Here is a 20252-nt window from a genome sequence, read left to right on the forward strand (position 1 = left end):
TCGATATCGGCGGTTCGAACGTGCACCTACCATGCGGTTTTTTGCTGCGGAGGTTGCCTCCATGTTTCCTTCGTCCGACGTCCAGGCGAAAGCGCCCAGCGTGAGCGTCATCACGCCCACCTGGAACCGCGAAGCATTTTTGCCGCTCGCGTACCGCTCGTTCGCGTCGCAGCGCGCAAGCGGGCTCGAATGGATCGTGATCGACGACAGCGATACGCCCAGCGCCTTCATGGCGAGCCTGAACGACGAGCGCGTGGTGTATCGCCACTTGCGTACGCGTTTGACGATTGGCGAGAAGCGCAATCTCGCGATCGAGCTTGCGCGCGGCGAGGTGATCGCGCATTTCGACGACGACGAGATCTACGCGCCCGACTACCTGAGCACGATGCTCGCGCACATGCGTCTGCACGACGCGCAGTTCGTGAAGCTCGGCGCGTTCTTCCTTTACAGCCGCGTGTACGGCCAGTTCGCGTACTGGGACCTGATGCGCAAGAGCGGCCTGCATTTTGGCTGGAGCGACCAGCCCATGACGGTGCTCAATTTCCCGCAGGACAACGCCGCCTTCGCCGACAACCACCTGGGCTACGGCTTCAGCTACGTCTATACGAAACGCGTGTGGGCGGCGCAGCCATTCGAGCCCCGTTCGTTCAACGAAGACGGGCGCTTCATCACGGCTGCGCTCGCGCGCGGCGCGCGCATCGCGCTTGCCACCGACGACGTCGGCCTGTGCCTGCACGTGCTGCACGCCCACAACACGTCGAAGTGCTTTCCGCAGTATCTGCTGCCCGAGGTGCTCGTCGCGCGGCAGTTTCCGCACCTTTGCCAGGCGCTCGAGGCTGCTTCGCTGCACCCGGCCTGAACGAAAAAAGCCGGCTTTCCGCCGGCTTTTTCGTCACTGCGCGCGTGCGCCACTTCAAAACCCGAACACGTTCAGCAGCACGATGTTCGCGGCGAGTATGCCCAGCGCCGTGGGCACCTGCACGCGTATCACGGCGTTCTTGTCGGGCAGTTCCAGCAGCGCCGCGGGCACCATGTTGAAGTTCGCGGCCATCGGCGTCATGAGCGTGCCGCAGTAGCCCGAGAACATGCCGATGGCGGCCATCATCGCCGGATTGACGTGGAACACGCCCACCAGCACCGGCACGCCCACGCCGCCCGTCATCACCGGAAACGCGGCAAAGCCGTTGCCCATGATGATCGTGAAGAGCGCCATGCCCACGCAATAGACCACCACCGCGACGAAGCGCACGTCCATGTTGATGTACGACGTCGTCACGTGCGCGACGGCCTTGCCCACGCCCGCATCCGAGAACACGAGGCCGAGCATGCCGAGCATCTGCGGCAGGACAGCGGCCCACGAAAGCGCATCGACGAGACGGCGCGTCTCCTTCATCGACTGGCCGACGCTGTCGCGCGTGATGATGCAGGCAATGAGGAGCGCGATCACGCAGCCAATGCCGAAGCCGATTAGCGTGACGTTTTTCGGGTCGATGAGCGGTTTGCCGCCGAATACGAGATGACTGGCCGCGAGCGTGAGCACGACGGTGACGACGGGAATGGTGAGCGCGGGCACGAAGAGTTTATTGCCCAGGCGCTTCGCACTGGCGAGGCGCGTTTCGAGCGCGAGCACCCTGGGTTTCGCGGCGGTCACGCCGCCGAGACCCGCGATCAGCGCCATGGCGAGCACGAGCACGCCGACGACCTCGGCGGGCAGCAGATCGCCGACGAGGAAGATGAGCGCGTAGAGCAGCCAGAAGCCGCCCGCCGTGAAGCGGCGCGGATGCTCGCGGTCCATCACGATCATGCCGCCCACGATGAGCAGCACGATGCCGAGCAGCCAGAAGAGCCAGTTGAGGGTGAGCGTCATGCTTCGTCTCCCCGCGCCCGGTCGGCGGCCGCTGCGTTGCCGTTCGCGTTGGCGTTGCCATTGGCCGCGTGGCGCAAGCCCCCAAGCTCGCGTTCGAGCTTGCGGTCGAGCAGCCAGAGCCGCGCGCCGTGAATCAGAAACGCGCAGATCGCCGTGGGAATGCCCCAGAGCGCCACGTGGATCGGCTCGACCGAAACGCCCGCTTCCTTGAGCAGCGTGACCATCAGCACGATCGCGCCGAACGCGACGAAGATGTCCTCGCCGAAGAAGAGGCCTACGTTGTCGGTCGCGGCCGACCAGGCGCGCAGCTTGTAGCGCACGGCGTCGGAGAGCTTGCCGAATCGGTTTTCCGTGGCGCCTTCGGCCATCGGCGCGATGAGCGGGCGCACCATCTGCGGATGCCCGCCGAGACCTGTCAGGCCAACGGCGGCGGTGAGTTCGCGCACAAGCAGATAGACGATGAGCAGACGCCCGGCCGTGGCCGCCTTGATGCTGCCGATCCAGATCTGCGCGCGCTCGCGCAGGCCGTGGCGCTCCAGCAGGCCGATCACGGCGAGCGGCAGCAGGATGATGAGCGGAATGTTGCGGGTCTTGATGAAGCCGGTGCCGATGGCGGCAAGAATCTTCGCCACCGGAAAGCCGCCGGCGAAACCGGTGACGACGGCCGCCGCGGCGACGATCAGCATCGGATTGAACCGTAACAGGAATCCGGCGATGATGACGGCCACGCCGATCAGCGGCCATAAGTTGACGGTGCTCTGCATGTGGATCTCCAAACGTATTGGCTTGTCGTTGATTGCCGCGGATAGCGGCGTTGACTTCGCGGCTCTGATGGCCGTTCGTACAACTACGAACCTGCTGGGTACAACTACGTCTGCAACTTGCGCTGCCGTGGGATTGCCTTGCGAAAACCTTCGATGATCGAACGGCGCGCGGCCCTCACCGCGCGCTTTGCTGCATTCAGGCTGGGGATGCGTCAGGCCTCGCCCGCGCCCGCCGCGCGAACGCCGATGCCCGCCTCGTCGAGGGCAGTGCGGATGCGCCGCGCGAACGCGAGCGCATGCGGGCCGTCGCCGTGCAGGCAGATGGTCTGCGCGTTGAGCGGCACCCAGGCGCCGTTCACGGCCTGCACGCGCTGCTCGCGGATCATCGCGAGCGTGCGCGCGAGCACGGCGTCTTCGTCGTCGAGCAGCGCGCCCGGTTCGCTGCGCGGCACGAGCGAGCCGTCCGCGCGATAGCCGCGGTCGGCGAACACTTCCTCGATCGCCACGAGCCCGGCCTCGCGCGCCGCCGTGACGAGGCCGCTGCCCGCGAGCGCGAACACCGTCACGGACGGATCGAAGTCGTGCACGGCGCTGACGATTGCCTCGGCGATCTGCGGGTCGCGCGCTGCCTGGTTGTAGAGCGCGCCGTGCGGCTTCACGTGGGCGATGCGGCCGCCTTCGGCCTGGGCGATCGCGGAGAGCGCGCCGAGCTGATAAAGCACGCCCGCGTAGATTTCCTCGGCCGGCAAGGTCATCTCCTTGCGGCCGAAGTTCTCGGGGTCGTTGAAGCTCGGATGCGCGCCGATCGACACGCGTTTTTCCACGGCCCAGCGCACGCACTCGCGCATGGCGTTGGCGCCGCCCGCGTGCCAGCCGCACGCGATGTTGGCCGAACTCACGAGGTCGAGCAGCGCCTCGTCGGAGCCGCAGCCTTCGCCGAGATCGGCGTTCAGATCGATGGTGGTCATGATGTGTTCCTCTTGCTGCTCGTCTTGCCGATGATGCTTGAAAATCACGCGTCTGCTGCCGCGCTTGAAATCGCGTCTGAAATCGCGCCTGAAACCCTGTTCGCGGGGCGGCTCGCCAGGCGCTCGTCGTGCATGGCGATCGCGGCGTCGATCTGCCGCAAGTACGCCCGTTCCTCTTCCAGCGCCGCGCGCGCGACGGCCGCCGTCGCTTCCACGAAACGCACGCCGCCCGTCAGCCGCACCTGGGCGAGCTTCCACCAGTCGGCGCGAATCACCGCGCCAATCTTCGGATAGCCGCCCGTGGTCTGCGCGTCGGCCATCAGCACGATGGGCTGGCCGCTCGGCGGCACCTGGATCGTGCCGGGCAGCACCGCGTGCGAGAGCAGGTCCGCGCCGTTCGTGCGCGCGAGCGGTGTGCCCGTGAGCCGGAAGCCCATGCGGTTGCTGTTGGGGGTGATCTGCCATTCGTCGGACCACAGCGCGCGCTGGGCCTCGGGCGTGAAGCTGTCGTACTCGGGGCCGCGCAGCACGCGCACGGGCGCGGCCCATGCCATGCCGTCCGGGTGGCGGCCGCGCCGGTGATGCGGCTCGTCGGCCAGCGCGAAGTTGCACCACGCGGGCGCCTTCACGCCGAAGGCCGGAGCGCCCGGGTCGAGCGCGGCGCGCTCGCGGCCCGGCGCGAACGAGGCGCCCGTGGCGAGGCGGTCGCCGTCCTTGAGCGCGCGCCCCGCAAGACCGCCGAAGCCCGCCGCGAGGTCGGTGCTGCGCGAGCCGAGCATGGGCAGTACGTCGATGCCGCCCGCCACGCATACATAGGCGCGCATGCCGCGCTTCGCGCCGTTGAGCACGAGTTCTTCGCCGGCGGCCACGGGCAGGCTCCACCACGACCAGACCGGACGGCCGCCGAGCGTGGTGCCGAAGTCGGTGCCCGTGATGGCGACGCGCGTGGCGCGCGCAAAGCGCAGCGCGACGGGGCCAAAGGTGATTTCGATGCCCGCCGCGTCGGGCCGGTTGCCGACGAGGCGGTTGCCCACTTCGAGCGCGAGCGTATCGAGCGCGCCGCCGGTGGCGACGCCCAGATGCCGGTAGCCGGGCCGGCCGAGATCCTGGACCGTGGTGAGCAGGCCCGCGCGCAAGACTTCGATCATGCGTGAAGCTCCGCGATGGTGAATCGCACGCGGTCGCCGGGCATGAGCAGCGTGGGCGGATTGCGCGCGGGGTCGAACAGCTTCGCGGCGGTGCGGCCGATCAGTTGCCAGCCGCCGGGCGACGCGGCCGGATAAATGCCCGTCTGCTCGCCGCCGATGCCCACCGATCCGGCCGGGACGGCGAGGCGCGGCTCGCGGCGGCGCGGCGTGTGCAGCACGCGTTCGAGGCCGCCGAGATAAGCGAAGCCCGGTTGAAAGCCGAGGAAAAACACCGTGTAGACGCCCGCGGCGTGGCGCGCGGCGACGTCGGCGGCGGGGAGCGAGCAATGCTGCGCGACCGCTTCGAGATCGGGCCCATTCTCGCCGCCGTAGATCACGGGTATTTCGATCTCGCGGCCGGCTTCGCTCGCGTCTTCGGCGTCGCGCCACGCGTCCCGCAGCGCGCCTGCGAGCGCGGCGGCGTCGGCGGCGAGCGGATCGAAGGTGATCGTCAGGTTGTTCATGCCGGGCACCACTTCGCGCACCGGCGCCCAGTCGCGCGCGAGCGCGGCGACGGCCCAGACGCGGCGCTGGACCTCGAGCGTGGCGGGCGGCGGCGCTTCGCAGACAAGCGCTTCGTCGCCGAGGGGAAAAATGCGGGGGTCGGAATTCGGCATGTTGGATCGATCAGGGGACGGGTTCGACCAGTCGAAAACGGCGCACGCGGGCGGCCATGGCATTTCTGCCTAGCGTACATTGTCGATAATTTATCTACAATTTATCAATAAGCGTTTTCGCCAGGCGCACCGAAAACGCGCTGCAATTACACTCACGCCACACCGCTTTGCCTCTTCGACCACCGACTACCGGGTTATCTGCCATGTCGCGCCAGCCGACCAAGATCGTTTCGTCCGAACATCTCGTCTCCGAGTCGAGCGCCGAGCTTTCGGAATTCGAGTACGCGCTCATCATGGCGAGCAACGCGTTCAACCGCTGGATGGTGCGCTGCATGTCGGCGGCGGGCGTGAAGGACATGACGCCGATCGAGGTGTCGCTGCTCCATCACGTCGGCCATCGCGAGCGGCGCAAGAAGCTCGCGGATATCTGCTTCGTGCTCAACATCGAGGACACGCACGTGGCCACGTATGCGTTGAAGAAGCTTGTTTCCAGAGGGTATGTAAAAAGCGAAAAGACCGGCAAGGAAGTCTTCTTCTCGGTCACGCCCGAAGGGCAGGCGCTATGCCTGCGCTACCGCGACGTGCGCGAGAGCTGCCTCATCGCGACGCTCAAGGAAAGCGGCCTCACGAACCAGCAGATCGGCGAGGCCGCGCAACTCATGCGCAACGCGTCGGGGCTCTACGACACGGCCGCGCGCGCGGCGGCTTCGCTTTGATCGGCTGAGGCGCTTTCAGCGCCCGCGCGAACGTTGGCGCAGATGCGTGGCGGCTTCGGTCACCACGGCGTCAAGCGGCAGGTCGTGCGCCTCGCGCGCGAGCACGCCGTCGTTGATGCGGCACGCTTCATACGCAATGCCCACCGTGACGGGCAACTCGTCGCCCGGCCAGGCGGCCAGCGTGCGGTCGTAGTAGCCGCCGCCGTAGCCGAGGCGATAGCCGTCGCGATCGAAACCCACGCACGGCACGAGGAGGAGATCGGGCACGATCGCTTCCTGCGACTGCGGCTCGAGTATCCCGTGATGGCCTTCGCGCATCGGTGCGTCGGGCGTCCAGGCGTGAAACACGAGCGGCGTGTGGCGCTCGGGAATGGCGGGCAGCGCCGCGCGGCGCGATGCATCGGCGGCGAGCCACGCGGCGATCCAGGCGCGCGCATCGAACTCTCCGCGAAGGGGCCAATAGAACGCGATCGCGCGCGGCGCAAATTGCGCGACGAGCGCATCGAGACGAGCCGTCAGCGCAAGACCGATTGCCACGTCGGAAGCGGCCTCAATTCGCCGAGGAAGCAGCCTTGCACGCCAGTCCTTTTTGGATTCCGTGTGGGGGTTGCGTGCTATGCTTGGGTTCACCTCGCGCTCCAGAAATAACGATGTCCAAACGCCTTGTCCGAGTATATCGCGTGGTCGGTCTCGCACTGACTGCCGCGGCGCTCGTAGCATGCAGCACGGCGGACGCCGTGCGCCCCGTCGCTCTGCCCATAGGCGCAGTCCTTTCCAGTGACGATCAGACCTTCATCCAGCTTCGCGAAGCCGCGCGCACCAACGATCCCGCGCGCGCCGCGCAACTCGCTGCGATGATTCCCGATTACCCGGCGCCGTCGTATCTCGAATACTTCCAGCTCAAGCCGCAACTATTCGATTCGCAAGGCCACGCGCGCGTGGACGCGCCCGATGCGCCGGTGCTGTCGTTCCTGCAGCGCTACGATGGCCAGGCGATCGCCGACCGTCTGCGCAACGACTATCTGCTCGTGCTCGGCGCGCGTCACGACTGGGCGAATTTCGACCAGCAGTACCCGCGCTTCGTGCTCAACGACGACACGCAGGTGAAGTGCTACGCGCTCGAATCGCGCGCCGCGCGCGGCGAGAACGTCGCGAACGATGCGCGCGCGCTGCTCACCGAGCCACGCTATTACGGCGACGGCTGCGTCGATCTCATCACGGCGCTTGCGATCAAAGGCCAGTTCTCCAGCGACGACGTCTGGCAGCAGATCCGCCTCGCCTACGAGCAGAACCAGACCTCGACAGGCGCGAAGCTGCTCGACGGCCTCTCGCAGCGTCCCGACCCGACGGCGTTCAGCCAGGCGGTGAGCACGCCGCCGCTCACGCTCGCGCAAGGTGTCGGCGCCGATCCGCAATCGCATCAGCTCGCGCTGCTCGCCGTCACCGTGATGGCGCGCAACGATCCCGCCATGGCCGCCGCAACCTACGCCGCGGTCGCGCCGCAGCTCACGTCGCCGGAGCGCGCGATCGGCTGGGGCACGATCGGCTATCAGGCGGCGCAAAAGCGCTTGCCCGCCGCGCTCGACTGGTATCGCCTCTCGGCCAATGCGCCGCTCTCCAAGCCGGCTTACGAATGGCGTACGCGTGCAGCGCTGCTTGGCGGCGACTGGACCATGGTGCGGTGGTCGATCGAGCAGATGCCGGCCACGCTGCGCGCGCAACCGTCGTGGGTCTACTGGCACGCACGCGCGCTCAAGCAGGCCGGCGAAACGGGGCAGGCGAACCAGGAGTTCGCATCGATCTCGCAGGGCTATAACTTCTACGGCCAGCTCGCCACCGAAGAACTCGGCCAGAAGATCACCATCCCGCCCAAAACCACGGTGAGCGACGCGGAAATCGCCCAGGCCGCGCAAACGCCGGGCTTCGCGCTCGCCCAGCGCTTCTACGCGCTGAACCTGCGGCTCGAAGGCAATCGCGAATGGAACTGGCCGCTGCGCGGTATGAGCGACCGGCAACTGCTCGCCGTGGCCGAATACGCGAAGCGCATCCAGTTGCTCGACCGCACCGTCAACACGGCCGACCGCACGCAAACGGAGCACGACTTCTCGCTGCGCTACATCGCGCCGTTCCGCGACGTGGTGGAGCGCGACGCGCAGACCAACGGCCTCGACGTCGAATGGGCCTACGGCCTCATCCGCCAGGAGTCGCGTTTCATCCTCAACGCGAAGTCGGGCGTGGGCGCGAGCGGGCTCATGCAGATCATGCCGGCCACGGCGCAGATGGTGGCGAAGAAGATCGGCCTCGGCCCGCTGTCGCGCGACCAGTTGAACGATCTCGACACCAACATCCTGCTCGGAACGAACTATTTGTCGATGATCTACAATCAGTTCGACGGCTCCGCCGTGCTCGCCACCGCGGGCTACAACGCCGGGCCGGGCCGCCCGCGCGCATGGCGCCAGACTTTGCAGGGCGGCGTCGAGGGCGCCATCTTCGCGGAAACCATTCCGTTCCAGGAAACCCGCGATTACGTGAAAAACGTGTTGTCGAACACGGTCTACTATGCGGCGCTGTTCGAGGGCCGTCCGCAATCGCTGAAGGCGCGTCTCGGCTACATTTCGCCGTAAGCGCCTGGCCGTCACGCCGCGCCGCATCCCAGAGGGCGCGCGCGGCGCGATGGCACGCTGCGTGCTGCGCCTTCAGGCTGGCGCGCTGCGAGACGAACCGGACCTCTTGCGCGGCGGCGCCGCCTGCCCGAGGAGGTCGAAGATGAGACATCAAGCCATTGCGGTCATCGGCGGTTCGGGATTCATCGGCAGCCATCTCGTCAATGCGCTCGTCGAGGCGGGCAAGGACGTACGCATCGCCACGCGCCGCCGCTACAACGCGCGCCATCTCACCCTGCTTCCCGTCGACGTGGTCGAGGTCGATGTGTCCGATCCGGTCGCGCTCGCGGCGTTCGTCGAGAATGCGGACGCGGTCGTCAATCTCGTCGGCACGCTCAATGGCGGACGCGGCGATCCCTACGGGCCCGGTTTCGCGAAACTGCATGTGGACCTGCCCACGAAAATCGTCGCCGCGTGCGAGGGCAAAGGCGTGCATCGGCTCATCCACATAAGCGCACTCGGCGCCGACTCGCGCGGGCCGAGCATGTACCTGCGCTCGAAGGGCGACGGCGAAAAAGCCGTACACGCGGCCACGGCGCTTGCCACGACGATCTTCCGGCCTTCGGTCGTGTTCGGCCCCGAAGACACCTTCCTCAACCGCTTCGCCCTGCTGCAGCGGCTTTTTCCGATAATTCCGCTCGCCATGCCCGACGCGAAGTTCCAGCCCGTATTCGTGGGCGACGTGTCAAAGGCGATCGTCAATGTGCTCGATCTCGACGCCGCGAGCGGGCACACTTACGAACTTGGCGGCCCGACGGTCTACACGCTCGAGCAGTTGGTGCAGTATTGCGGCGAAGTGCTGGGCCGGCACGCGCGCATCATGCGGCTGCCCGATGCGTTCGGGCGGCTCCAGGCGCTGTCGTTCGAGATGGCGCCAGGCGTGCCGGTGCTCACGCGCGATAATCTCGATTCGATGAAGGTGGACAGTGTGCTGACCGGGCCGCTTGCACCCGAACTCGATATCGAGCCCGCGAGCATCGAAACGATCGCGCCGCTGTATCTCGCCGACGCCTCGCTGCGCTCGCGGCTGAACATCTTTCGCGCGAGCGCCGGACGGTAGCTGAAAAGCGGACTATCCGCCGGCGCCCTTTCAACTCATTACGGTATGTGAACAATGAAGCTCGTAATCGGAGACAAGAACTATTCGTCGTGGTCGATGCGTCCGTGGGTGCTGCTCAGGCACTTCGGCATTGCGTTCGAGGAAGTGCTGATCGAGCTGGACGAGCCGGCCACCAAGTCCGCGATCCTCGCGTTCTCGTCCTCGGGCAAGGTGCCGTGCCTCGTCTGCGACGACGGCTTTACCGTGTGGGATTCGCTCGCGATTGCCGAAACGCTCGCCGAGCGTTTTCCGCAGCATGCGCTGTGGCCGCGCGACGCGAACGCGCGGGCCCGCGCGCGCAGCGTGAGCGCCGAGATGCATTCGGGCTTCGGCGAAGTGCGCAACCACATGCCGATGAACATCCGCAAGGTGAAGCCCGGCGCGGGCGCAACGCCTGGCGCGCTCGCCGATATCGCACGCATCGACGCGCTCTGGCGCGAGTGCCTGGCCGCGAGCGGCGGCCCGTTCCTGTTCGGCGAATTCACCATTGCCGACGCGATGTATGCGCCGGTCGTCATGCGCTTCAATAGCTACCAGCCGAAGCTCTCGCCCGAAGCGGCGGCATACGCGCAGCGCGTGAGCGCATTGCCCGCGGTGGCCGAGTGGGTGGAGGCCGCGCGCCGCGAAACGCACATCGTCGCCGACGACGAACGCGACGACGAATGAAGATCTATGTCGTAGGCGGCGCGATCCGCGACGAAATGCTCGGGCTGCCCGTGCGCGACCGCGACTATGTCGTGGTGGGCGCGACGCCCGAGCAGATGGCCGCGCAGGGTTATCGTCCGGTCGGCAAGGATTTTCCTGTCTTTCTGCATCCCGAAACGCACGAGGAGTACGCGCTCGCGCGCACCGAGCGCAAGACGGCGGCGGGCTATCACGGCTTCCAGTTTTTCTACGCGCCCGACGTGACGCTCGAAGAAGACCTCGCGCGGCGCGACCTCACGATCAACGCGATGGCGCAGGAAGTGCAGCCGGGCGGCGTGCTCACGGGAGAAGTGGTCGATCCGTTCGGCGGCGCGCGCGACCTCGAAGCGCGTGTCTTTCGCCATGTGAGCGAAGCGTTCCTCGAAGACCCCGTGCGCATTCTTCGCATCGCGCGCTTTGCCGCGCGTTTCGCCGATTTCACCGTCGCGCCCGAAACGCTCGAACTCATGCGCGCGATGGTCGCATCGGGCGAAGCCGATGCGCTCGTGCCCGAACGCGTGTGGCAGGAAATCTCGCGCGGCCTCATGGAAGCGAAGCCTTCGCGCATGTTCGAGGTGCTGCGCGATTGCGGCGCGCTCGCTCGCGTGCTGCCCGAACTCGACGCGTTATGGGGCGTGCCGCAGCGCGCCGACTATCACCCGGAAGTCGATACGGGCGTGCACGTGATGATGGTGATCGACCATGCGGCCGCGCAGGGCTACACGCTGCCCGTGCGCTTCGCGGCGCTCACGCACGATCTGGGCAAAGGCACGACGCCCGAAGACGTGCTGCCGCGTCACATCGGCCACGAAGGGCGCAGCGTCGATCTGCTCAAGCCGCTTTGCGACCGTTTGCGTGTGCCCAACGATTGCCGCGAACTCGCGGTGCTGGTCGCGCGCGAACACGGCAACGTGCATCGCGTGATGGACATGGGTGCGGCGGCGCTCGTGCGCATGCTCGAGCGTTGCGACGCGCTGCGCAAACCGGCGCGTTTCGCGGAGGCGTTGCAGGCCTGCGAATCGGATTTGCGCGGGCGGCTGAACTGGGAGAACGCGCCTTATCCGCAGGCCGAACGCTTGCGCGTGGCGCTCGTGGCCGCACGCGGCGTGGATGCCGGGGCGATTGCGCGCTCGATCGAACGCGGCGGCGCCGAGAAGATCAAGGAGGCGGTGCACGAAGCGCGCGTGGCGGCGGTGGAGGCTGCGCTCGCTACGGCATGAGCGAGTCGTGCGTGCGCTTAGAGCGCACGCACTAGAAACGAAAGCGCCATCGAAAGCACGAGCGTCGACATGAACGGCAGCGGATACTCGCGGCCGAATATGCGCAGCGTGACGTCCCCCGGCAGGCGCCCGATGCCGAGCTTCCTGAGCCACGGCTGCGCGCTGGAGAGAATCGCGACAGCGATGAAAGTGGTGAGGAACCAGCGGATCATGGTGGCGTGGCGTGGCGTGAGCGTCAGAGTGTGTGGCTGCGGTCGCCGCGCGCGAACGCCGCGATGGTTTCGTCGATGCCGCGCGAAAACGCAATCACCTTGAATAGCTCGCCCATCTCCGCTTCGGAAACGAGTTTCTGCACCGCGTTCGCGGCGGGCAGGAAGCGCTGCGCATCGCGCGGATCGATTTCGCTCAGTACGTCGGTAATGCCCGCGTTCATCAGAAAGCGCGCCTGCGTGGTGTAGCCGAGCAGGTCCGCGCCCGCTTCGACGCCCGCTTCGGCGATGCCCGAGAATTCCACGTGCGCCGTGATGTCCTGCAAACCGGGGTAGAGAAATGGGTCGCCGTGCGCACGGTGCCGGTAGTGGCACATCAGCGTGCCTTGCTCGCGCTGCGCATGGTAGTACTCATGGCGCGGAAATCCATAGTCGATGAAGAACGCCGCGCCGCGCTTAAGCATCGCGCAAACCGTGCGCGTGAACGCGAGAGCGGCTTCGTGCGTTTCGGTCACGTAGTCTTCGCTGCCTTCCACGCCCGCTAGCGCGCTCTCGGGGGCGCCGTTTGCCCAGTTGGCGTCGCGTCCGGAATTCGCGGGCTGATCGGCGAACGCGAGGGCGCCTTGCGCGTTCACGCTCACGCCGCGCTCGTGCCACACGGCGTCCTTGCGCGCGAAGAGGCGCACGGGCATGGCGTCGAGCACCTCGTTGCCGATCACGACGCCTTCGAACTGTGCGGGCAGCGCGTCGAGCCATGTCACGCGATCCAGGAGCGCGGGCGCGAGTTGCGCAATGGTGTTGCGCTGGCGCTCGCGCAACTCGCCCGAGAGATCGACGATGGCGTAGGACTCGAACGTCACACCTGCTGCTTCGAGTGCGAGCATCACGCCCGCCGCGAGGCGGCCGGTGCCCGCGCCGAACTCCATCAGGCGCTGCGTGCCGCTGGCGGCGAGCGCTTCGCCCACGGCGCGCGCGAGCGTCGCGGCAAAGAGCGGGGAAAGCTCGGGCGCGGTCACGAAGTCGCTGCCGTCTTCGGCGAAAAGGCCGAATTTGCGCGCGCCGCCGCTGTAATAGCCGAGTCCCGGCGCGTAGAGCGCGCGCTCCATGTAGCGGTCGAACGGGAGCCACCCGCCCGCCGATGCGATCTCGGCGCGCAGCGTGGCCGCGAGCGCCTCGGACTGCGCGAGCGCGATCGGCTCGGGAACAGGTAAACTATCGGGTTCGTGAGCTTTCGGATTCATCCCGGCATTGTAAATGAGCGCAACTCCCGGCATTCGCCCGGCTGACGCCGACATGAGCGCCTCCGGCAAAGGATCGCGCCCCAATTCCGACATGGCGGCGCCCGTGGTGCTGGTGACGGGCGGGGCACGCCGCATCGGCCGCGAGCTGTCGCTCGGCTTTGCGGCGCGCGGCTGGGACGTCGCGGTGCATTACGGCGAGTCGCGGGAGGCCGCCGCCGAAGTCGTCGAGCAGATCGCCGCAATGGGCCGCAGGGCCGTGGCGCTGCACGCCGACCTCGGCGACGAGGCTCAGGTGGCGCGGCTCGTGCCGGACTGCACGGTGGCGCTCGGTCGTCCCGCGTGTGTGCTCAACAATGCCTCGCGCTTCGACGAGGACACCGCGCGCGACGTGGGCTACACGAAGCTGCTGCAGCTCATGGCGATCAATGTGGGCGCGCCGCTCGTGCTCGCGCGCATGCTGTTCGAGGCGACGCCCGAGGCGGCCGTGAACGACGAGACGCTGCGCACCTGCGTGATCAATGTGCTCGACCAGAAGCTGTACAACATGAACCCCGACTATCTGTCGTACACGCTGACGAAGGCCGCGTTGCAGAACGCCACCGTCGCGCTCGCCCAGGCGCTGGCGCCCAAGGTGCGCGTGGTGGGGCTCGCGCCCGGTCTCACGCTGCAGTCGGGCGACCAGACGCTGGAGAGCTTCGCCGCCGCGCATCAGGTCACGCCGCTCAAGCGCGCGTCGCGGCCTGCGGATCTCGTGGAAGCCGCGCTGTATCTCGCGCGGGCTTCCGGCGTGACGGGCACGACGCTCGTCGTGGACGGCGGCCAGCACCTGGTGCCGCTGCCGCGCGACGTGATGTTTTTGACGGGCGGCTGAACGGTTACGCCGCCCGCTGGTTGCAGCCATATTTGCAACTAAATGCATAGCCCGCCGGGTGCAAACCTGCAAACTCGCGGTGCTGACGAATACAAAGGAACGCAAGCCGCCGCGCACGAGCGGTTTTGCAGACCGGCTGAACGACCCGCCGGGCGCGACGCGCCGGCATACGTGCGAGAGAACGCACGCTTTTATCGACTGGAACCTGTATGTCCACCGTTTTGCTTCACCCCCGGCTCGCCGATTGCCGCCGGCTCTTCCTGCGCGACTACGAAGTGCATATCAACATCGGCGTGCATGAGTTCGAAAAGCGCGGCGAACAACGCGTCGTCATCAACGTCGATCTGTTCGTGCCGCTCGCTTCGACCACGCCGCACGAGGACAAGCTGCGCGAAGTCGTCGATTACGACTTCATGCGCTCGACCGTTGCCGAACGCGTGGGCAAAGGCCACATCCATCTACAGGAGACGCTCTGCGACGATCTCGCCGCGGCGCTGCTCTCGCACGAACTCGTGCGCGCGGTGCGCGTCTCGACGGAGAAGCCCGACGTTTATCCGGACTGCGACGCAGTGGGCGTCGAGGTCTTTCGCATCAAAGAGGACTGATTCATGAACGCCCCCGAAACGCTACCCGTTGGCGAGGACGCCGCGACCGAAGAAACGGGCCGCCAGGCGCTCACGCGCCGCGAGCAGAAGGAAGCCTACGAGAACAACAAGCTGTTCAAGCGCATCGTGCGTCAGGTCGGTCAGGCGATCGGCGACTACAACATGATCGAGAACGGCGACAAGGTCATGGTCTGCCTGTCGGGCGGCAAAGATAGCTACGCGATGCTCGACGTGCTGCTGCGCCTGCGCGAGCGCGCGCCGATTCACTTCGACATCGTGGCCGTGAACCTCGACCAGAAGCAGCCGGGCTTTCCGGAGCACGTGCTGCCCGAGTACCTCGACAAGGTGGGCGTGCCGTATCACATCGAGAACCAGGACACGTACAGCATCGTCAAGCGCCTCGTGCCCGAGGGAAAGACGACGTGCTCGCTGTGCTCGCGCCTGCGCCGCGGCATTCTCTACCGCGTGGCGGGCGAACTCGGCGCGACCAAGATCGCGCTCGGCCATCATCGCGACGACATTCTTCAGACGCTGCTGCTGAACCTGTTCTACGGCGGCAAGCTCAAGGGCATGCCGCCCAAGCTCCAGTCGGACGACGGCAAGAACGTGGTGATCCGTCCGCTCGCGTACGTGAAGGAAACCGATCTGGAGAAGTACGCGGTGCTGCGCGAATTCCCGATCATTCCGTGCAACCTGTGCGGCAGCCAGCCGAACCTCAAGCGCGCGGAAATGAAGGCGCTGATCCGCGAATGGGACAAGCGCTTCCCGGGCCGCGTGGAGAACATGTTCAACGCGCTCGGCAACGTCGTGCCCTCGCACCTCATGGACGCGAACCTGTTCAACTTCGCTGGCCTGCGCGCGACGGGCGTGGCCGATCCGGCGGGCGATATCGCGTTCGACGAGGAGCCGTGCTCCACCGACCCGGCGCCCGCGGAAGGTACGGCCATCAAGTTCACGCCGCTCGACGATCTATAGGCCGCGCGTTCCAGGCCGGCTCCGCGATTTTTCTTAAACGCTCCGACCCCGCATCGGAGCGTTTTTCATTTCGGACCGATTGCTCTGAAAAGCAGTTGTAAAACAGTGTTTATCGGAGCGCGAGCGCCCGCGTGGCCGGCGGGTCGGGGATATCCCGCATGCTAAAATCGGCCGCTTCATCCCTCATCCAGTCACCGATGCAATGAACATCGTGATCCTCGCGGCAGGCATGGGCAAACGCATGCACTCCGCGCTGCCGAAAGTGCTCCATCCGCTCGCCGGCAAGCCGCTCCTCTCGCACGTCATCGATACTGCCCGCACGCTTTCGCCCACGCGGCTCGTGGTCGTGGTCGGCCATGGCGGCGAGGCCGTGCGCGAAGCCGTTGGCGCGCCCGACGTCCAGTTCGCGGTGCAGGCGCAGCAGCTCGGCACGGGCCACGCGCTCGCGCAGGCGCTGCCGCTGCTCGACGCGAACGTGCCCACGCTCGTCCTCTATGGCGACGTGCCGCTCACGCGCGCCTCGACGCTCAAGCGCCTCGTGGATACGGCAGGCCCGAATGGTTACGGCATCCTCACCGTCACGCTCGACGACCCGAACGGTTATGGCCGCATCGTGCGCGACGCGGCGGGCAAGGTCGTGCGCATCGTCGAACAGAAAGACGCGAACGAAGCGCAACGCAAGATCGCCGAGATCAACACGGGTATCGTCGTGACACCTACGGCGCCGCTCGCGGGCTGGCTTTCGGCGCTCAAGAACGACAACGCGCAGGGCGAGTACTACCTCACCGACGTCGTGGAAGCCGCGATCGCCGCCGGTCATCCGGCCGTGACCGCGCAGCCCGACGACGAATGGGAAACCCTCGGCGTGAACAGCAAGCAGCAGCTTGCGGAACTCGAGCGCGTGCATCAGCGCAACGTGGCCGATGCGCTGCTCGTGGCGGGCGTGACGCTCGCGGACCCGGCGCGCATCGACGTGCGCGGCTCGCTCACGTGCGGGCGCGACGTGTTCATCGACGTGAACTGCGTGTTCGAAGGCGAGGTGACGCTGGCGGACAACGTGAGCGTGGGCCCGAACTGCGTGATTCGCAGCGCGTCGATCGGCGCGGGCACGCGCGTGGACGCGTATACGCACATCGAAAACGCTACGGTTGGCGCGAACGCGGTGCTAGGTCCCTATGCGCGGCTGCGCCCGGGCGCGAAGCTCGCCGACGACGTACACGTGGGCAACTTCGTCGAAGTGAAGAACGCGAACATCGGCGTGGGCTCGAAGGCCAATCACCTGAGCTACGTGGGCGACGCCGATGTGGGCGCGGGCGTGAACATCGGCGCGGGCACCATCACCTGCAATTACGACGGCGCGAACAAGCACCGCACGATCATCGAGGACAACGTGTTCGTGGGTTCGGACACGCAGTTCGTCGCTCCCGTGCGCGTGGGCCGCGGAGTGACCATCGCGGCGGGCACGACGGTGTGGAAGGACGTGCCCGAAGCCACGCTCGTGCTCAACGAGAAAACGCAGATCGCGAAAACCGGCTACGTTCGCCCGGTCAAGAACAGGAAGTGAACGGTTGAAACCCGGCGCCGCTGCCCAAAAAAGGCGCGGCGCCCACGCCTCTCATTGCAAAGGATCGAATCCATGTGCGGCATCGTCGGCGCAGTATCGCAACGTAACATCGTTCCCGTCCTCATCGAAGGACTGCGGCGCCTCGAATATCGCGGCTACGACTCGTGCGGCGTGGCCGTCGTGACGGCCGACGGCCCGCAGCGCGTGCGCAGCGTCGCGCGCGTGGCCGAACTCGACGAGCAGGTGCGCGAGGCGCGCTTCGAAGGCGTGACCGGCATCGCGCACACGCGCTGGGCCACGCACGGCGCGCCCACGGTGAACAACGCGCATCCGATCTTCTCGCGCGACACGCTCGCGATCGTGCACAACGGCATCATCGAGAACTACGAGTCGCTGCGCGACATGCTGCGCGCGAAGGGCTACGAATTCGTTTCGCAGACCGACACCGAAGTCATCGCCCACCTGATCCACAGCCTTTATCAAGGCGATCTGTTCGCCGCCGTGCGCGCGGCCGTGCAGCAGCTTGCGGGCGCGTATGCGATCGGCGTGGTGCACAAGAGCCAGCCGCATACGGTGGTCGGCGCGCGCGCCGGTTCGCCGCTCGTGGTGGGCTATGGCAAGGGCGAAAATTTCATCGCGTCGGATGGACTCGCGATTGCGGGCAGCGCGGAACACATCAGCTATCTGGAAGAGGGCGATGTGTGCGAGATCACGCTGGAAGGCGTGCGCATTGCCGACCGCGCGGGCAACATCGTGACGCGCGAAATGCGCGACGTGCAGGCCTATGGCGCATACGGCGGCGCGGTCGATCTCGGCCCGTATCGCCATTACATGCAGAAGGAAATCTTCGAACAGCCGCGCGCGATTTCCGACACGATTCCCGCCGCCGACGCCTTCACGCCCGAACTCTTTGGCGACAACGCGGGCGAGGTGTTCAAGGGCATCGACAGCATTCTGATTCTTGCGTGCGGCACGAGCTATTACGCGGGCCTGACGGCCAAGTACTGGCTCGAATCGGTCGCGAAGATCCGCACCGAGGTCGAGATCGCGAGCGAATACCGTTATCGCGAGTCGGTGCCGAATCCGCGCGCGCTCGTCGTGACCATCTCGCAGTCGGGCGAAACCGCCGACACGCTCGCCGCGCTCAAGCACGCGCAATCGCTCGGCATGGAGCACACGCTCGCTGTGTGCAACGTGGCGACGAGCGCGATGGTGCGCCTCACCGAACTCAGGTTCCTCACGCACGCGGGGCGCGAGATTGGCGTGGCGTCGACGAAGGCGTTCACCACGCAGCTCGTGGGCCTGTTCATTCTCGCAGTCACGCTTGGCAAGCTGCGCGGTCATGTGAACGGCGCACAGGAAGCCGCGCACCTGAAGCTGCTGCGCCACCTGCCGGCGGCGCTCAACGGCGTGCTCGCGCTGGAGCCGCAGATCATCGCGTGGTCGGAGGAGTTCGCGCGCAAGGAAAACGCATTGTTCCTCGGACGCGGGCTGCATTACCCGATCGCGCTCGAAGGCGCGCTCAAGCTCAAGGAAATCTCGTACATCCATGCCGAGGCGTATCCGGCGGGCGAACTCAAGCACGGGCCGCTCGCGCTCGTGACGGAGGCGATGCCCGTCGTGACGGTGGCGCCCAACGACGCGCTGCTCGAAAAGCTCAAGTCGAACATGCAGGAAGTGCGCGCGCGCGGCGGCCAGCTTTACGTGTTTGCCGACGCCGATACGCACATCACGAGCGAGGACGGCATCCACGTGATCCGCATGCCGGAGCACTACGGGCTGCTTTCGCCGATCCTGCACGTCGTGCCGCTGCAACTGCTCGCGTATCACACGGCGTGCGTGCGCGGCACCGATGTGGACAAGCCGCGCAATCTCGCGAAATCGGTGACGGTGGAGTGAGATTCGTCGCGCGCTGATCGTTTGGCGGTGTTGTGAAAGAGGGATGCCATTGCGGCATCCCCTTTTTATTTGGCCGATTATTTTTCCGATCGCGCGGAAGCGTTGTGAGGCCGCCCATGCGGCCGCCGCGGTTCGCTGCATACGCCGGGCCGCCCGGATGCCCTGCATCGCCCCTGAGCCCCCTTCTTGGGCCCCTGAGCGTGTCCGCCCTTGCGCACCTCAGCCGAAACATCGCCGTAAGGTCATAATGTCGCCGTTCGATCAAGGAGGCGAAAAGTGGCAAACGTGGCGCAATCCCGGCAACCGGGGCAGTCCGGCAGGCTCCCCCGCCTGTTCGTGTTTTCCGGCGCGGGCCTTTCGGCGGAGAGCGGCATTTCGACGTTCCGCACCGGCGACGGCATCTGGTCCCACGCGAACATCGACGAGGTCTGCAACTACCTCACGTGGCGCCGCAACCGGCCCGCGGTTTTCCGTTTCTACAACCAGCGCATTGCCGAGTGCGGCGACGCGCGCCCCAACGCCGCTCATCAACGGCTCGCGAAGTGGCAGGACACCTGGGGCACGGAGCGCGTGCACCTCGTCACGCAGAACATCGACGACATGCTCGAGCAGGCCGGCGCGCGCCAGGTCACGCATCTGCACGGCGACATGATTTCGCTTTTGTGCACCGACTGCGACTACCGGTTTCCCGCCTCCGGCCGCGCGCTCGATCCGCAAGCCGCTTGTCCGTCGTGCGGGCAGGCGGAGGGCGTGAAGCCCGGCGTCGTGTTCTTCAACGAGGCCGCGCCCGAGTACGAAACGCTCTGGCGCATTCAGCGCGATATGACGCCGGACGATCTCTTCATCGCCGTGGGAACGGCGTTCGAAGTGATTCCGCCTGAACGGCTTTTGCCGCCGGAGCGTTGCGGGGATTACGCGCGCAATTTCCTCGTCGATCCCGCGCCGCGCCGCACGGAGTGTTTCGGAGTGGTCGAGGCCAAGCCCGCGACCGTCGGTTTGCTCGATCTCGAACCGACTATCGAACGGATGATGGCGGGCGAGTAACGCCGACCCAGCGTGGAATGGTTTTGCGCGAATGCGCAGCACGCGAGCGCAGCGAGCGT

The 20252-nt window shown here is 66.6% G+C and carries 20 protein-coding genes; 12 read left to right on the forward strand and 8 right to left on the reverse strand.

Annotated elements, in window-relative coordinates:
- Positions 1–61: 61 nt before the first annotated feature.
- Entirely contained in the window at positions 62–859 is a 798-nt protein-coding gene (locus U5768_RS17945; RefSeq protein ID WP_322031727.1) for a glycosyltransferase family 2 protein, read from the forward strand.
- A 54-nt stretch (positions 860–913) separates the two neighbouring features.
- On the opposite strand, the gene U5768_RS17950 is transcribed toward U5768_RS17945, so the two are convergent.
- The 5 genes from U5768_RS17950 to pxpB form a co-directional block, all read right to left on the reverse strand.
- The gene (locus U5768_RS17950; protein WP_322031728.1) at positions 914–1867 is read right to left on the reverse strand and encodes a DUF979 domain-containing protein; all 954 of its coding nucleotides are present in this window, start codon (positions 1865–1867) and stop codon (positions 914–916) included.
- Complete coding sequence (locus U5768_RS17955; protein ID WP_322031729.1) at positions 1864–2631, reverse strand: DUF969 domain-containing protein; 768 nt, start codon at positions 2629–2631, stop codon at positions 1864–1866. Before U5768_RS17955 ends, U5768_RS17950 begins: the two co-directional genes overlap by 4 nt.
- Before the next feature lie 212 nt (positions 2632–2843).
- Complete coding sequence (gene pxpA, locus U5768_RS17960; protein WP_322031730.1) at positions 2844–3599, reverse strand: 5-oxoprolinase subunit PxpA; 756 nt, start codon at positions 3597–3599, stop codon at positions 2844–2846.
- A 44-nt stretch (positions 3600–3643) separates the two neighbouring features.
- On the reverse strand, positions 3644–4747 hold the full coding sequence (locus U5768_RS17965) for a biotin-dependent carboxyltransferase family protein (RefSeq protein ID WP_322031731.1): 1104 nt from the start codon (positions 4745–4747) through the stop codon (positions 3644–3646).
- Positions 4744–5403 carry a 5-oxoprolinase subunit PxpB gene (gene pxpB / locus U5768_RS17970; RefSeq protein WP_322031732.1) on the reverse strand — a complete coding sequence of 220 codons (660 nt, stop codon included), beginning with the start codon at positions 5401–5403 and terminating at the stop codon, positions 4744–4746. Before pxpB ends, U5768_RS17965 begins: the two co-directional genes overlap by 4 nt.
- Before the next feature lie 203 nt (positions 5404–5606).
- On the opposite strand from pxpB, the gene U5768_RS17975 reads away from it, so the two are divergent.
- Complete coding sequence (locus tag U5768_RS17975; protein ID WP_158758835.1) at positions 5607–6119, forward strand: winged helix DNA-binding protein; 513 nt, start codon at positions 5607–5609, stop codon at positions 6117–6119.
- Positions 6120–6134: 15 nt separating this feature from the next.
- Here the strand turns inward: U5768_RS17975 and U5768_RS17980 are convergent, their stop codons facing one another.
- Positions 6135–6749: a 5-formyltetrahydrofolate cyclo-ligase gene (locus U5768_RS17980; RefSeq protein ID WP_415913927.1), complete on the reverse strand. Its 615-nt coding sequence runs from the start codon at positions 6747–6749 to the stop codon at positions 6135–6137.
- A 20-nt stretch (positions 6750–6769) separates the two neighbouring features.
- Here U5768_RS17980 and U5768_RS17985 point away from each other — a divergent pair, with 20 nt between their 5' ends.
- From U5768_RS17985 to U5768_RS18000, 4 genes are all read left to right on the forward strand, one after another.
- Positions 6770–8743: a lytic transglycosylase domain-containing protein gene (locus tag U5768_RS17985; protein WP_322031733.1), complete on the forward strand. Its 1974-nt coding sequence runs from the start codon at positions 6770–6772 to the stop codon at positions 8741–8743.
- 142 nt (positions 8744–8885) lie between these two features.
- Positions 8886–9842: a complex I NDUFA9 subunit family protein gene (locus tag U5768_RS17990; protein WP_322031734.1), complete on the forward strand. Its 957-nt coding sequence runs from the start codon at positions 8886–8888 to the stop codon at positions 9840–9842.
- 54 nt (positions 9843–9896) lie between these two features.
- On the forward strand, positions 9897–10547 hold the full coding sequence (locus U5768_RS17995) for a glutathione S-transferase family protein (protein WP_322031735.1): 651 nt from the start codon (positions 9897–9899) through the stop codon (positions 10545–10547).
- The gene (locus U5768_RS18000) at positions 10544–11785 is read left to right on the forward strand and encodes a multifunctional CCA addition/repair protein (protein ID WP_322031736.1); all 1242 of its coding nucleotides are present in this window, start codon (positions 10544–10546) and stop codon (positions 11783–11785) included. The genes U5768_RS17995 and U5768_RS18000 overlap by 4 nt, the downstream gene beginning before the upstream one ends.
- 17 nt (positions 11786–11802) lie before the next feature.
- Here the strand turns inward: U5768_RS18000 and U5768_RS18005 are convergent, their stop codons facing one another.
- Positions 11803–11997, reverse strand: coding sequence for a DUF2905 domain-containing protein (locus tag U5768_RS18005; RefSeq protein ID WP_224015803.1), 195 nt, complete (start codon positions 11995–11997; stop codon positions 11803–11805).
- 23 nt (positions 11998–12020) lie between these two features.
- On the reverse strand, positions 12021–13268 hold the full coding sequence (locus U5768_RS18010) for a class I SAM-dependent methyltransferase (protein WP_415913928.1): 1248 nt from the start codon (positions 13266–13268) through the stop codon (positions 12021–12023).
- A gap of 19 nt (positions 13269–13287) precedes the next feature.
- Between U5768_RS18010 and U5768_RS18015 the strand changes: the two genes are divergently transcribed.
- The 6 genes from U5768_RS18015 to U5768_RS18040 all read left to right on the forward strand — a co-directional run bounded on the left by U5768_RS18015 (position 13288) and on the right by U5768_RS18040 (position 20193).
- Positions 13288–14106 (forward strand): SDR family oxidoreductase, encoded by an 819-nt coding sequence (locus tag U5768_RS18015; RefSeq protein ID WP_322031786.1) that lies wholly within the window; start codon positions 13288–13290, stop codon positions 14104–14106.
- A gap of 209 nt (positions 14107–14315) precedes the next feature.
- Positions 14316–14711, forward strand: a complete 396-nt coding sequence (locus U5768_RS18020) for a dihydroneopterin aldolase (protein ID WP_254318755.1) — start codon at positions 14316–14318, stop codon at positions 14709–14711.
- 3 nt (positions 14712–14714) lie between these two features.
- Positions 14715–15686 (forward strand): tRNA 2-thiocytidine(32) synthetase TtcA, encoded by a 972-nt coding sequence (gene ttcA, locus U5768_RS18025; RefSeq protein WP_322031738.1) that lies wholly within the window; start codon positions 14715–14717, stop codon positions 15684–15686.
- Positions 15687–15888: 202 nt separating this feature from the next.
- A complete protein-coding gene (glmU, locus tag U5768_RS18030) occupies positions 15889–17250 on the forward strand; it encodes a bifunctional UDP-N-acetylglucosamine diphosphorylase/glucosamine-1-phosphate N-acetyltransferase GlmU (RefSeq protein WP_322031739.1) in 1362 nt (453 codons plus the stop codon).
- Between the two features lie 72 nt (positions 17251–17322).
- Positions 17323–19149: a glutamine--fructose-6-phosphate transaminase (isomerizing) gene (glmS, locus tag U5768_RS18035; protein WP_322031740.1), complete on the forward strand. Its 1827-nt coding sequence runs from the start codon at positions 17323–17325 to the stop codon at positions 19147–19149.
- A 276-nt stretch (positions 19150–19425) separates the two neighbouring features.
- Positions 19426–20193 (forward strand): SIR2 family NAD-dependent protein deacylase, encoded by a 768-nt coding sequence (locus tag U5768_RS18040; RefSeq protein WP_322031741.1) that lies wholly within the window; start codon positions 19426–19428, stop codon positions 20191–20193.
- Positions 20194–20252: the final 59 nt, after the last annotated feature.

It is taken from the genome of Paraburkholderia sp. J76 (assembly GCF_905220295.1).
Classification (GTDB): domain Bacteria; phylum Pseudomonadota; class Gammaproteobacteria; order Burkholderiales; family Burkholderiaceae; genus Paraburkholderia.

What these genes read in the sequence shown, in the direction of transcription:
- glmU (WP_322031739.1), top strand. Translation starts at nt 15,889, where the DNA reads ATGAACATCGTGATCCTCGCGGCAGGCATGGGCAAACGCATGCACTCC.
- U5768_RS17995 (WP_322031735.1), top strand. Translation starts at nt 9,897, where the DNA reads ATGAAGCTCGTAATCGGAGACAAGAACTATTCGTCGTGGTCGATGCGT.
- U5768_RS17955 (WP_322031729.1), bottom strand. Translation starts at nt 2,631, where the DNA reads ATGCAGAGCACCGTCAACTTATGGCCGCTGATCGGCGTGGCCGTCATC.
- U5768_RS18000 (WP_322031736.1), top strand. Translation starts at nt 10,544, where the DNA reads ATGAAGATCTATGTCGTAGGCGGCGCGATCCGCGACGAAATGCTCGGG.
- U5768_RS18010 (WP_415913928.1), bottom strand. Translation starts at nt 13,268, where the DNA reads ATGCCGGGAGTTGCGCTCATTTACAATGCCGGGATGAATCCGAAAGCT.
- U5768_RS17950 (WP_322031728.1), bottom strand. Translation starts at nt 1,867, where the DNA reads ATGACGCTCACCCTCAACTGGCTCTTCTGGCTGCTCGGCATCGTGCTG.
- ttcA (WP_322031738.1), top strand. Translation starts at nt 14,715, where the DNA reads ATGAACGCCCCCGAAACGCTACCCGTTGGCGAGGACGCCGCGACCGAA.
- U5768_RS17975 (WP_158758835.1), top strand. Translation starts at nt 5,607, where the DNA reads ATGTCGCGCCAGCCGACCAAGATCGTTTCGTCCGAACATCTCGTCTCC.
- U5768_RS17945 (WP_322031727.1), top strand. Translation starts at nt 62, where the DNA reads ATGTTTCCTTCGTCCGACGTCCAGGCGAAAGCGCCCAGCGTGAGCGTC.
- U5768_RS17985 (WP_322031733.1), top strand. Translation starts at nt 6,770, where the DNA reads ATGTCCAAACGCCTTGTCCGAGTATATCGCGTGGTCGGTCTCGCACTG.
- glmS (WP_322031740.1), top strand. Translation starts at nt 17,323, where the DNA reads ATGTGCGGCATCGTCGGCGCAGTATCGCAACGTAACATCGTTCCCGTC.
- U5768_RS17990 (WP_322031734.1), top strand. Translation starts at nt 8,886, where the DNA reads ATGAGACATCAAGCCATTGCGGTCATCGGCGGTTCGGGATTCATCGGC.
- U5768_RS18005 (WP_224015803.1), bottom strand. Translation starts at nt 11,997, where the DNA reads ATGATCCGCTGGTTCCTCACCACTTTCATCGCTGTCGCGATTCTCTCC.
- pxpB (WP_322031732.1), bottom strand. Translation starts at nt 5,403, where the DNA reads ATGCCGAATTCCGACCCCCGCATTTTTCCCCTCGGCGACGAAGCGCTT.
- U5768_RS18015 (WP_322031786.1), top strand. Translation starts at nt 13,288, where the DNA reads ATGAGCGCCTCCGGCAAAGGATCGCGCCCCAATTCCGACATGGCGGCG.
- U5768_RS18020 (WP_254318755.1), top strand. Translation starts at nt 14,316, where the DNA reads ATGTCCACCGTTTTGCTTCACCCCCGGCTCGCCGATTGCCGCCGGCTC.
- pxpA (WP_322031730.1), bottom strand. Translation starts at nt 3,599, where the DNA reads ATGACCACCATCGATCTGAACGCCGATCTCGGCGAAGGCTGCGGCTCC.
- U5768_RS17965 (WP_322031731.1), bottom strand. Translation starts at nt 4,747, where the DNA reads ATGATCGAAGTCTTGCGCGCGGGCCTGCTCACCACGGTCCAGGATCTC.